Here is an 11868-nt window from a genome sequence, read left to right on the forward strand (position 1 = left end):
ACCTTCTCCCCGGCGGGGAGAAGAAACAAGCGGCAATGCCGTGCTTCCTCAAGGACGATAACAACGGGGTGTGGGATGCGCCTTTCTCATGACACCCAGAGCCACGGACCTCATTTTTCCTCCCGCCAGCCCTCCAGATAATTCACGCTCTCCACCCCGGTAAACTTCGCCAGCCTCACCAGTTCCGCGTCGAGCTTCTCCAGCCGACCGGCCGAAGCACGCACGCTCGGCTCCAGCCACAGGCGGCGTACATCCAGCGTGCCGCGCTTGCGATCCGCCTTCATGTCGATGCGGCCGATCAGCCTGTCACCCTCCAGAAGGGGGAAGACGTAATAGCCATATTGCCGTTTCGGCTCCGGCACGAAGACCTCGATGCGGTAATAGAAGCCGAACAGCCGCTCCGTGCGGTTTCGGTCGCGCAGCAGCGGGTCGAAGGGGCTGAGGACGCGGACGCGGGCGGAAGGTTCCGGCACGTCTGTCAGGTCAGCGGTGAAATCGGCAAAGGCAAAAGACGCGCGGGCATTGTCCCCGTCGCTGGAAAGAAGCGAGACCTCGCAGAGTTCATCGCGATGGTTCTTGACCCAGTCCCTCGCCTCCTGCGGGGTGACGAGATCGAAAAACGCGGCGATTTCGCCATGGGTGGCGAAACCCAGCCGCTTCAGCGCCTCGCGGCAGGCCCAGTCAACGAATTCGGCGTGCTCCACCTCGGTTTCGTGATGCTCGCCGGGAATGACCCGTTCGGCGAGATCATAGACCTTCTGGAAATTGACGCGGCCGGCAATCGCGAGCTTGCCGGTGTGCCAGAGATATTCAAGGGCGGTCTTGGAGGGATGCCAGTTCCACCAGCCGCCGGACTGGTGCCCGTCCTCCTTCAGCTCCCGTGCCAGAACCGGGCCGGTGGCGGCGATGCGCTCCAGCGTTTCGCCGAAAGCCGCATCGAAACCCTCGCCGTGCCATTTGCGCCAGCGCTCCTGAATGATCGGCTCGCGGCGACGGAAACGGTGTTTCCAATAGGGATAAAATTCCGTCGGCAGGATGGAGGCGTCATGCGTCCAGTGCTCGAAAAGCGCCCGGTCCTTTTCCAAAAGCGTGGTCAGATGGCCGCGCCTGTAGGTCTGGTTGCGGGAGAAAATAATCTGGTGGTGGGCGCGCTCCACCGTGCCGATGCTGTCCACCTGCACAAAACCGATATCGGTGATGAGCTGCAACAGGCCATCCTTGGAAAGCGCCTTGCCGGGCGGAGAGGAAAGCCCCTGCCGCGCCAGAAAAATCCGCCTTGCCGCTTCGTTTGAAACCTTGATCACCATGGAGCAGAAGGTATGACGGCTTTTTCGCGATTGCAATGTTCTTTTTTTGTTCCTTGTTTCACTTCTGTTGATGACGGGGTATAGAACCGGAAAAAGTACGCGAGGATGTAAGCTTGGAAATCCGTTTTACCGCCGCCGGCGTCGCTTTCGAGGGCCGGCAGGCCCTGCAGCCGCTGTCTGTGACATTGACGGAACGGCGCATCGGCGTGATCGGCCTCAATGGTTCCGGCAAGACCACCTTTGCGCGGCTGATCAACGGGCTGAACAAACCGAGCGAGGGCAAGGTTTCGGTGAACGGCCTCGACACCGTGAGCGACGCCAAGGCGGTCTTGCAGGCGGTCGGCTTCATCTTCCAGAATCCGCAGAACCAGATCATCCTGCCAATCGTGCGTGACGATGTCGCCTTCGGGCTGAAGCGGCTCGGCCTCGGCAAGGCCGAAACCGAAGCCCGGGTGAAAGCCGTTCTCGCCCGGCTCGACATACCTCACCTCGAAGAACGGCGCGCGCATGAGCTTTCCGGCGGCGAATTGCAGCTTGCAGCGCTGGCGGCGCTTCTGGTCACCGAACCGCAAATCCTCATTCTCGATGAGCCGACCAACCAGCTCGATCTCAAAAACCGAGCCACCGTGGAAAAGACCATGGCGGCGCTGTCGCAGGCGCTGATCGTCATCACCCACGATCTGCCGCTGGTTGCAGGTTTCGACCGGGTGCTGGTGTTCCATGAAGGCGCACTGGTGGCCGACGCCGCCCCCGAAGAAGCGGTGGCGCACTATCTGGAGGTGGCATCGCGATGAAATCGCTGCATGTGGAAGGCACCGGCTGGCTCTACCGCGTCTCGCCGCGCCTCAAACTCCTGACGCTCATGGGTTTCAGCATCGTATTGTTCCTCACCCGCGATCTGCTGGTTCTTGTATGCGCGACGGTTCTGGCCGCCCTTATTCTGGGCGCTACGTGGCTGCCCTTCAAGGATATCGGCCTGCGGCTGCGGCCGGTGATGCTGACCATCTTCCTCGTCGCCGCCTTCAGCTATCTCCTGCTTCCTGCCCATGATGCCAGTGTCAATCTTTTGCGGCTGACGGCGCTGGCGCTGCTTGCCACCGCCGTCACCATCACCGTCAGCATCTCGCAATTCATGGACGAGATCGCGCTTGCCGCCGCCCCGCTGGAAAGGCTGGGGCTGGTGAAGGCCGCCGATATCGGGCTTTCGGTCGGGCTCGTCGTGCGGTTCGTGCCTGAAATCGTCAACCGTTACCATGCGGTGCGCGATGCGCATCGGGCGCGCGGCCTGCCTGTGCGGATGGCCACCATCATCGTGCCGCTGGTGATTATGACGTTGAAGGATGCCGATGCCATTGCCGACGCCATTGACGCGCGCGGTTTCAGAGGCCAAAGCTGAAGGCCAGACAACCATCCGGAGTTTCCGAGCCATGACGACCCGCGACCTTGTGCTGATTTCGCTGTTTTCCGCCATCATCATCGCACTCGGGCTTCTCCCGCCGATCACGCTCGGTTTCATCCCCGTGCCGATCACCGCGCAGTCGCTCGGCGTCATGCTGGCCGGTGTCGTGCTGGGCGCAAAGCGCGGTACGCTGGCAGTTCTCCTGACGATCCTGATTGCCGCCATCGGCCTGCCGGTGCTTTCGGGCGGACGCGGCGGTCTTTCGATTTTCACCACGCCGACCACCGGCTTCCTGATCGGCTGGATCGCAGCTGCCTTCGTCACCGGCACGCTCTCGGAAAAGCTCGTCAATCGCGGCCAGTCCGCTCTCACACAGGGCATCGGTTTCTTCGTCGCCAGCCTGATTGGCGGCGTGGTCGTGCTTTATGCTTTCGGCATCACCTATCTGGCTGTGGTCGTCGGGCTTGGTTTCGAGAAGGCGTTCATGGGTTCGCTCGCCTTCATTCCGGGCGATGCGCTGAAGGCCGTGCTTGCCGCACTTGCCGGCCGCGCCGTGATGGCCGGTTATCCGCTTCTGCCGCAGCGCGCCTGAACGGACTTTCTTCGGGAGGAAAAGAATGGCGACGCGTTTATACGAACATCCGATCTTCCTGGAGCATATCACGCCATCCGGCCACCCCGAGCGGCCGGACCGCCTGCGGTCGCTGAACATCGCACTCGAACACCCGAATTTCGAGCGGCTGGAACGCAAAGAAGCGCCGCAGGCGAATGAGGATGCGGTGCTGCTGGCGCATCCGGAGGAGCATCTGCTTGCCATCATGCGGCAGATCCCCGAAGAGGATGGCGAGATCAACCGCGTCGAGGCCGACACTTACGTTTCGCAAAAAAGTCTGCAGGCGGCGCTGACCGGCATCGGTGCGGCCATGGCGGCGGTGGATGACGTGTTTACCGGTGCTGCCGACAATGTCTTCGTCGCCGCCCGCCCGCCCGGCCACCATGCGGAAACCGCAAAGGCCATGGGCTTCTGTCTTTTCAACAATGTGGCGATTGCCGCCCGCCATGCGCAGAAGGCGCACGGCGCGGAGCGCGTCGCCATCATCGACTGGGACGTGCATCACGGCAATGGCACGCAGGATATCTTCTGGAACGACACGTCGGTGCTGTTCTGTTCCACCCACCAGATGCCGCTTTACCCGTGGAGCGGCGACAAAAACGAAACCGGCGTGAAGAACAATATCGTCAACGCGCCACTTTCGCCCAATACCGGCAGCGAATATTTCCGCGAGGCCTTCAAATCCCGCGTGTTGCCGGCGATAGCCGATTTTTCGCCCGATCTTATCCTCATCTCCGCCGGTTTCGACGCGCATTACCGCGATCCGCTGGCGCAGATCAACCTGGTGGGCGAGGATTTCGACTGGGCAACGGGCCGGCTTCTGGAAATGGCCGATAAATACACATCGAACCGGGTCGTCAGCCTGCTGGAAGGCGGTTATGATCTGGAAGGACTGGCGGAATCGGCAGCCATGCATATTTTGAGAATGATGAAGGGTTGAACATGACGGAAAATGCCAACACAGCCGATGTCAGCGGTTATTCCTTTGAAAAAGCCGTCGCCGAGCTGGAAAGCATTGTCGCACGTCTGGAACGCGGAGACGTGGCGCTGGACGAATCCATCGCCATCTATGAGCGCGGCGAAGCCCTGAAGAAGCATTGCGAAACACTGTTGAACGCTGCCGAAAAGCGAATCGAGAAGATTCGCCTCGACCGGGCCGGCAAGCCGCAGGGTGTAGAGCCGCTGGACGGGGAGTGATTGTCCAGCAGGCGGAACGTTTCGTTGCTTCGACAAACGACCCCACCCTCCCTCATTCCTGTGCTTGTCACAGCAATCCAGTCGACGCGCGTCTGCGCGGCGGGGAAAGTCTTTTCAGCCCAAGGACTTGGGCTGGCTAGATTCCTGTGACAAGCACAGGAATGAGGGAGTTTGTAGGTTAAGCAGAGTTAAATTCGCTCCCCCCATCTGCTAACGACGCACAAACACAGCGTTCGATATCCCGATGCTCCCCGCACCATCAGTTGTGATAAACTCCCGTTCGAAGATACGAGGAGCAAAATATGTCCTTTTTTCCCGGTAACGATCCCGTCGCGGGTGACGCCTTTGCCTGCGACGCCATCGAAAACCTCATCATTCCGCGCACCAGCGACATTGGCGGCTTTGCCGTGCGTCGTGCGCTGCCGACCCGGCAGCGGCGTCTCGTCGGCCCCTTCATCTTTTTCGACCGCATGGGACCGGCGATCCTGAAAGCGGGCGAGGCGCTCGACGTCAAACCGCATCCACATATCGGGCTTTCCACCGTCACCTATCTGTTCGACGGCGAAATCAAGCATCGCGACAGTCTCGGCACCGAACTCGTCATCCGCCCCGGCGACATCAACCTGATGACGGCCGGGCGCGGCATCGTGCATTCGGAACGCACGCCGGAAAACCTGCGCGGCCATCCGCTTTCCATGTCCGGCCTGCAGACATGGCTTGCCCTGCCGGACCATATGGAAGAAATCGACCCGGCCTTTGCCCATACGGCCAGGGAAGACATGCCGCTGATCGATATCAAGGGCGCTACCGGCCGGGTGGTGATCGGCGAATTCGAAGGCCTCACCTCCCCGGTTTCGGCCTTTACCGATACGCTCTATGTCGACCTGACGCTGGAACCGGGCGTAAAGTTTCCCTTCTCCGCCGATCATGAGGAACGGGCGATCTATATTCTGTCCGGTTCGCTCGATGTAGCGGGCGATATCTTCGCCGCCGATCAGTTGCTCGTCTTCCGGCCGGGTGACGACATCACGCTTCAGGCCGGCAGCAATGGCTGTCACATCATGATCTTCGGCGGGGCGGCGCTCAATCAGCGCCGCTACATCTGGTGGAACTTCGTTTCGTCATCAAAAGAACGCATAGAGCAGGCCAAACAGGAGTGGAGAACCGGACGCTTCGATATCGTTCCCGGCGACGAAGAAGAGTTTGTCCCTTTGCCGGAAGGTTGAAATTCTATAGAAGTGTACGACATGCAGGAATGGACCTTCGGCTTTCACCATGAAAGACGCTCCGGTGCCCCCTGCTGACCACGAGAAAAGGCCGAACGATTGACCGGAATGCCCCAGACCCCACTGCTCGACCGGGTGAATTTTCCCTCCGATCTCAAGGAGATCGACGATCGCGACCTGCCGGAACTGGCACGGGAACTGCGCGACGAGATGATTGACGCGGTGTCGAAGACCGGTGGCCATCTGGGAGCCGGGCTTGGCGTGGTGGAATTGACGATTGCCATTCACAAGGTCTTCAACACGCCCGAAGACCGGCTGATCTTCGATGTCGGCCACCAATGTTATCCGCATAAAATCCTCACCGGCCGTCGCGACCGCATTCGCACGCTGCGGCAGGAAGGCGGGCTTTCCGGCTTCACCCGGCGGGCCGAAAGCGACTATGACGATTTCGGCGCCGGCCATTCCTCCACCTCCATTTCCGCCGGTCTCGGCATGGCGGTGGCGGCGGGTCTGGATCAGAGCGACCGCAAGGTGATCGCCGTCATCGGCGACGGCTCGATGTCGGCGGGCATGGCGTTCGAAGCGCTGAACAATGCCGGTGCGCTCGATGCACGACTGATCGTCATCCTCAATGACAACGACATGTCGATTGCGCCGCCGACGGGCGCGATGAGCGCTTATCTGGCGCGCCTCGCCTCCGGCCGCACCTATATGGGCTTCCGCGATTTCGGCAAGAAACTCACCGCCTATCTCGGCAAGACCATCGACCGCGCCATTACCCGCGCCGTGACCCATGCGCGCGGTTACGTGACCGGCGGCACGCTGTTCGAGGAGCTTGGTTTCTATCACATCGGCCCGATCGACGGTCACTCCTTCGATCATCTGCTGCCGGTGCTGCGCAATGTGCGCGACAATCAGAAAGGCCCTGTTCTCATCCATGTGGTGACGCAGAAGGGCAAGGGTTATGCGCCGGCGGAAGCGGCGGCTGACAAATATCACGGCGTCAACAAGTTCGATGTCATCACCGGCGCGCAGGCGAAAGCCAAGCCGAATGCGCCGAGCTATACCAGCGTCTTCGCCGAAGCGCTGATTCAGGAAGCCACCCTCGACGACAAGATCATCGGCGTCACCGCCGCCATGCCGAACGGCACCGGCCTCGACAAGATGGCCGAGCTTTTCCCGGCCCGCACGTTCGATGTCGGCATTGCCGAGCAGCACGCCGTCACCTTTGCGGCCGGACTTGCGGCGGACGGTTACAAGCCGTTCTGCGCGCTTTATTCCACCTTCCTGCAACGCGGTTACGACCAGCTGGTGCATGATGTGGCGATCCAGAGCCTGCCGGTGCGTTTCCCCATCGACCGCGCCGGTTTCGTCGGTGCTGACGGGCCGACCCATGCCGGCTCCTTCGACACGACGTTCCTCGCCACCCTGCCCGGCATGGTGGTGATGGCGGCGGCCGACGAGGCGGAGCTGAAACATATGGTGCGCACGGCGGCGGCCTATAACGAAGGCCCGATTTCCTTCCGTTACCCGCGCGGTGAAGGCGTGGGCGTCGAGATGCCCGCACGCGGTGAGATTCTGCAGATCGGCAAGGGCCGCATCATCAAGGAAGGCACCAAGGTCGCGCTGCTCTCCTTCGGCACCCGTTTGGCGGAGTGCCTGGCGGCGGCCGAAGACCTTGAAGCGGCCGGCCTTTCCACCACGGTTGCCGATGCGCGCTTCGCCAAGCCGCTCGATCTCGACCTTATCCGCCAGCTTGTGGCCCATCACGAAGTGCTGGTGACAATCGAGGAAGGCTCCGTCGGCGGTTTCGGCGCGCATGTGCTGCATTTCATGGCGAGCGCCGGCCTGCTAGACCATGGTCCGAAGGTGCGGACGCTGACCCTGCCCGACCAGTGGGTGGAGCAGGCAAAGCCGGAGACCATGTATGCCAATGCCGGCCTCGACCGGGCCGGCATCGTTTCCACCGTGTTCAATGCACTTGGCCAGCGTCAGGCCGGCGTGGGATTTGCGGGCTGAAAGATTGCGGGGACAGGAGGCGGGACGATCCCGCCTCTGCTTCAGGATGCAGCGCCATCAAGAAAACCGACAACGTTTTCGATCCGCCCCTCCGCATTCAGGCTGACGACATCGGTTCCACCAGCGACATTATCCCCATCAGGCGAAATGAGCCGCCATGAGAAACGGGTGAAATTGCCGTGGCCATCCGGGGTGCCGGCAAGAACGAAACGATATCCCGGAAATTTCTCCCGCGCCGCTTCGATCATCGCGGCGATCCCCTGCTGGCCTTCGCCCTGCATCAGCGGATCGACATAGCGCGTATTTTCTGCCCATGCCTGACCGACGAGATGCCTGCGGCGTTCATTGTCCTCTTCGTTCCACGCTGCGAGATAGGTCTGGGCGATTGTGAGATGTTGCGTCATGATTGCGCTCCTTCTGGTTGACGGCCCAAACATGCCGGGGGTCGGGAAGCGGAACAATTACCTCAGAGGTAATCGCATTGCCGCTCTCTTCTGCTAGGTTGTGGGGCATGACACATCATCGAGAACATGTCGGCCAGGTGCTGAAGGAATGGCGTGCGCGCCGCAGGTTGAGCCAGCTCGATCTGGCGATGGAGGCGGATATCTCCGCGCGCCATCTGAGTTTCGTGGAAAGCGGGCGATCATCCCCCAGCCGCGAGATGCTCGTGAAACTGGCGGAGCAGCTTTCCATGCCCGCCCGCGCCGCCAACCGGCTGATGCTGGCGGCGGGTTATGCGCCTGTTCATTCCGAACGGCCGATGGATGCGCCCGATATGGCGGCGGCCCGGCAGGCGGTCGAAACCGTGGTGCACGGGCATATGCCCTTCCCCGCCCTTGCCGTTGACCGGCACTGGAACGTCGTTCTCGCCAATGGCGCGATCACGTCGCTTCTGGCCGGCGTTTCAGAAGAGCTGCTTCGCCCGCCGCTCAACGCCTTGAGGCTGAGCCTGCATCCGCAGGGCCTGAGTTCGCGCATCGTCAATCTTGCCGAATGGCGTCATCACCTGCTGGAACGCCTGCGCCGTCAGGTCGAAGAGACGGGAGACGAGGTGCTTTCCCGGCTGCATGCGGAGCTTGCGGCCTATCCCGCACCAAAGGTCTCGCCGCATGCAGCCGGGGCCGACCCTCTGGCCATACCGCTCCAGCTTCGCGATCCGTCTTCGGTCGGCATATTGAGCTTCATTTCAACCACCACGGTTTTCGGAACGGCCACAGACGTTACGCTGTCCGAACTGGTGCTGGAGTGTTTTTATCCCGCCGACGCGGCAACCCGCGAAGCACTGATGCAAGGCACCAAGGAGTAAGACCCGTGCACACCACCTATCTCATCGGCTTTCAGGTCCGCCCCGGCCAGCGCGAGCGCTTTCTCGAATTGCTGAATGCACTGCTCGACGCCATGCGGCACGAAGAGACCTTCGTGAACGCAACCCTGCACCGGGACGGTGAAAACGAGAACCGCTTCCTGCTGCATGAGACCTGGAGCGACCATCAGGACGTCATCGACGTTCAGATTCACCGCCCCTATCGGCAGGCATGGCACGACGCCCTGCCCGGGCTTCTGGACGCCCCACGCGATATTTCCGTCTGGCACCCCATGCGGGCGGATTACGCCGCATAGCGACGTGGATCATAAGGAATCCCACGCGCGCACCCTTTGCGCGCTAGGATTTTCGCGACAATATCCGCGGTTCGCCGATTTTGAACCAGGCCTTGGCGATCCTGCCGTTCTCAACTTCATAGATGCAGGCAACGTCGACCTCTCCCTTTCCTTCCGGAAAGTTGCGGGTAACCGTTTCATGGTCGATGACGACATTGTCAACGACAATGCGCGTCAGCAGTTTCCCACAGAGATCCGGTTCCTTGAAGCGCTCGATGTGACGTTCCCGAATCTCTGCCGCGCTTCCTGCCAGAAGCGTCGCCGGGAAAGCGTAATACTGACAATCATCCGCCCACCAGAGCATGAAGGCATCGATGTCACGGGCATTGTAGGCCTCAAGCTGCTTTTGCACCGGCATTTCGATTTCACTATTCAAAACGCACCTCTTCAAAAAACATCGTGGCGAAATGGATTCCTAGACGAGGGAATGCCCTGCATTTGCCAGCAGGTCGAGCGCTTTCTCCAGATCGTTCGACTTCACCAGCAGGTGGTCGCCATCGAAAGTCGAAACCACGAATATTCCTATCCCATTGGTGGACAACGGCGCGATGACCGACAAAACGATACCGGTCTCATCAAAGGCAAACGGGCCTTGAAACTTGAAACACGACCAACCCGCATCGACCCGCACATCAAGCGGTATGCGCTCTGCCCGGCAGACGATGGAAAGCTCGTCATCGGTCCGGGTGATACTGACAAATCCACCGCCATCGGCCCATGCCGGAATGGCTTCGGACGCATGAAGCCGGGCTATCCCATATGAACCGTCCAGAATGTGTAGCTTAACGCGAGGCGCCATCTGGAAATTACCTTTCTGGAGAACCGCGAAGGGCTCCGGTTAAAGCCTGATGGCCGTTTCTTCTTTCGCCGTCTTGATGACGACCATGGTGACAAAGCGCGCGACATTGTGCTGGTCGCGGAAGAGCCGGTCGCACAGGGCGTCGAATTCTTCCATATCCCGCAGGCGCAGCATCAGTACGACATCGGTTGCGCCGGTAACGGCATAGGCCTGCGACACGGCCTCTTCGTCGCTCACAATATCCAGAAAGCGGCGCATATGCTGCTCGCCGTGCAATTTCAGCTCCACCGTCACCAGAGCCTTGATCACCCTTCCCGCCTTTGCGGGGTTGAGGATCGCCACGATGCGGTCGATCACGCCAGACTTGCGCAGCCGCTGCAGGCGGCGCAGGCAACTGGATGGAGACAGCCCGACTTCATCGGCCATATCCACATTGGTGCGCGACGCATCGTTCTGCAAAAGGTTCAGAAGTTTCCGGTCGATCCGATCCATGCCGGCAGCATATCGCTCGCCACTCGATTTGCAATAAAATTGCATGAAACTGCAATCTTTGACCGCAAATGCGAACGCGCCGGGATTAGTGAATGGGAACAACCTTCAGGGAGCCTCACATGTCACTTTTCCTGCCCGTCTGGCAAAAAACGCGGGAAACGCTTGCAATCTACTGGGTGCTTGTGCGGATCACGGTTCCCATCGCCATTCTGACCGAGCTGTTGTCGAGGATGGGCGCAATCGAGGCGGTGGCGCCTGCCTTTACGCCGGTCATGAACCTCATCGGGCTGCCGCCGGAGCTTGGTCTTGCCTGGCTGACAGCAATGCTGGTCGGCATATGGGGTGCGGTGCCGCTCATCTTCACGCTTGTGCCCGCATCGTCACTCACCGTTGCGGATATCACCGTTTTTTCGGCACTGATCCTGTTCGCCCATGGCCTGCCCATCGAACAGAAGATCATTGAAAAGGCGGGACCGGGCATGATCGTCACCACGGCGCTGCGCGTCGGCGGCGGATTGCTCTATGCCTTCATGCTGCATTACGTTCTGGAGGCGATGGGATGGCTGTCAGGCCCGGTAAACCCCGCCTGGATTGCGATGAGCGCCACGCCTGAATGGACCGCCTATTTCCTCGGTCTCGGGGAAACCATGGTCTGGATGCTCGTCATCCTGCTTGCACTTTCCCTTTGCCTTGAAATCCTCAGGCTGACCGGCCTTCTGGCGCTGATGATGAAAGCGCTCTCGCCCCTGCTGCGTCTTGCGGGCATTCGCGGCGAGGCTGAACATCTCACCGCGATCGGATTGTTTCTCGGCATTTCCTACGGCGCCGGCTTCCTGATCCGCGAGGCGCAATCGGGGACGATCTCGCCGCGGCAGGTATTTCTGTCCTGCGTGTTCATGGGTTTTGCCCATAGCGTGATCGAGGACACGCTCGTGGTGATGTCGCTTGGCGCGGATGTTTATGGCGTTCTCGCCGGGCGGCTTGTTTTCGCCATTGCCGCGACCGCCGGTATTGCCGCCCTGCTTCACCGCCTGTCGGACGAGCTGTTCTTTGCGCGGATGTTCCGGCTACAGGGCACATAGAACATTTCCAGGAAAAGTGGATCCCGGTTTTCCGTCCGGAGATGCGCCAAAACAAAGAGTTAGAGTGTTTTCGTG

General features: G+C 60.6%; 15 protein-coding genes. 10 read left to right on the forward strand and 5 right to left on the reverse strand.

Features of this window, described 5'->3' with window-relative positions; translation table 11 throughout:
- Positions 1 to 110: 110 nt before the first annotated feature.
- The gene (locus RAC79_RS07300; RefSeq protein ID WP_174039003.1) at positions 111 to 1307 is read right to left on the reverse strand and encodes a winged helix-turn-helix domain-containing protein; all 1197 of its coding nucleotides are present in this window, start codon (positions 1305 to 1307) and stop codon (positions 111 to 113) included.
- A gap of 113 nt (positions 1308 to 1420) precedes the next feature.
- Between RAC79_RS07300 and RAC79_RS07305 the strand changes: the two genes are divergently transcribed.
- From RAC79_RS07305 to dxs, 7 genes are all read left to right on the forward strand, one after another.
- On the forward strand, positions 1421 to 2101 hold the full coding sequence (locus RAC79_RS07305) for an energy-coupling factor ABC transporter ATP-binding protein (RefSeq protein ID WP_174038872.1): 681 nt from the start codon (positions 1421 to 1423) through the stop codon (positions 2099 to 2101).
- Entirely contained in the window at positions 2098 to 2703 is a 606-nt protein-coding gene (locus tag RAC79_RS07310) for an energy-coupling factor transporter transmembrane protein EcfT (protein WP_174038871.1), read from the forward strand. Before RAC79_RS07305 ends, RAC79_RS07310 begins: the two co-directional genes overlap by 4 nt.
- A gap of 31 nt (positions 2704 to 2734) precedes the next feature.
- The gene (locus RAC79_RS07315) at positions 2735 to 3298 is read left to right on the forward strand and encodes a biotin transporter BioY (protein WP_078051168.1); all 564 of its coding nucleotides are present in this window, start codon (positions 2735 to 2737) and stop codon (positions 3296 to 3298) included.
- 25 nt (positions 3299 to 3323) lie between these two features.
- Positions 3324 to 4259: a histone deacetylase family protein gene (locus tag RAC79_RS07320; RefSeq protein ID WP_142778809.1), complete on the forward strand. Its 936-nt coding sequence runs from the start codon at positions 3324 to 3326 to the stop codon at positions 4257 to 4259.
- A 2-nt stretch (positions 4260 to 4261) separates the two neighbouring features.
- A complete protein-coding gene (locus tag RAC79_RS07325) occupies positions 4262 to 4516 on the forward strand; it encodes an exodeoxyribonuclease VII small subunit (protein WP_003503059.1) in 255 nt (84 codons plus the stop codon).
- 302 nt (positions 4517 to 4818) lie between these two features.
- Entirely contained in the window at positions 4819 to 5742 is a 924-nt protein-coding gene (locus RAC79_RS07330; protein WP_065654322.1) for a pirin family protein, read from the forward strand.
- A gap of 99 nt (positions 5743 to 5841) precedes the next feature.
- Complete coding sequence (gene dxs, locus RAC79_RS07335) at positions 5842 to 7761, forward strand: 1-deoxy-D-xylulose-5-phosphate synthase (protein ID WP_174038869.1); 1920 nt, start codon at positions 5842 to 5844, stop codon at positions 7759 to 7761.
- A gap of 41 nt (positions 7762 to 7802) precedes the next feature.
- On the opposite strand, the gene RAC79_RS07340 is transcribed toward dxs, so the two are convergent.
- Positions 7803 to 8165 carry a nuclear transport factor 2 family protein gene (locus tag RAC79_RS07340; protein ID WP_174044019.1) on the reverse strand — a complete coding sequence of 121 codons (363 nt, stop codon included), beginning with the start codon at positions 8163 to 8165 and terminating at the stop codon, positions 7803 to 7805.
- Positions 8166 to 8272: 107 nt separating this feature from the next.
- Here RAC79_RS07340 and RAC79_RS07345 point away from each other — a divergent pair, with 107 nt between their 5' ends.
- Together RAC79_RS07345 and RAC79_RS07350 are read left to right on the forward strand one after the other, a co-directional pair.
- Positions 8273 to 9067, forward strand: a complete 795-nt coding sequence (locus RAC79_RS07345; protein WP_174044016.1) for a helix-turn-helix transcriptional regulator — start codon at positions 8273 to 8275, stop codon at positions 9065 to 9067.
- Positions 9068 to 9072: 5 nt separating this feature from the next.
- Positions 9073 to 9381, forward strand: coding sequence for a putative quinol monooxygenase (locus RAC79_RS07350; protein ID WP_080856023.1), 309 nt, complete (start codon positions 9073 to 9075; stop codon positions 9379 to 9381).
- 43 nt (positions 9382 to 9424) lie between these two features.
- On the opposite strand, the gene RAC79_RS07355 is transcribed toward RAC79_RS07350, so the two are convergent.
- The 3 genes from RAC79_RS07355 to RAC79_RS07365 are packed head-to-tail and all read right to left on the reverse strand — an operon-like array spanning position 9425 to position 10711.
- A complete protein-coding gene (locus tag RAC79_RS07355) occupies positions 9425 to 9796 on the reverse strand; it encodes a nuclear transport factor 2 family protein (RefSeq protein WP_174044014.1) in 372 nt (123 codons plus the stop codon).
- A 39-nt stretch (positions 9797 to 9835) separates the two neighbouring features.
- Positions 9836 to 10219, reverse strand: a complete 384-nt coding sequence (locus tag RAC79_RS07360) for an ACT domain-containing protein (RefSeq protein WP_174044012.1) — start codon at positions 10217 to 10219, stop codon at positions 9836 to 9838.
- 39 nt (positions 10220 to 10258) lie between these two features.
- Positions 10259 to 10711 carry an Lrp/AsnC family transcriptional regulator gene (locus tag RAC79_RS07365; protein ID WP_065654329.1) on the reverse strand — a complete coding sequence of 151 codons (453 nt, stop codon included), beginning with the start codon at positions 10709 to 10711 and terminating at the stop codon, positions 10259 to 10261.
- A gap of 119 nt (positions 10712 to 10830) precedes the next feature.
- On the opposite strand from RAC79_RS07365, the gene RAC79_RS07370 reads away from it, so the two are divergent.
- Positions 10831 to 11793: a nucleoside recognition domain-containing protein gene (locus tag RAC79_RS07370; protein WP_174044010.1), complete on the forward strand. Its 963-nt coding sequence runs from the start codon at positions 10831 to 10833 to the stop codon at positions 11791 to 11793.
- Positions 11794 to 11868 lie beyond the last annotated feature (75 nt).

The sequence above is a fragment of the Agrobacterium sp. LR_9 genome, from assembly GCF_041954855.1.
Taxonomy (GTDB): domain Bacteria; phylum Pseudomonadota; class Alphaproteobacteria; order Rhizobiales; family Rhizobiaceae; genus Agrobacterium; species Agrobacterium leguminum.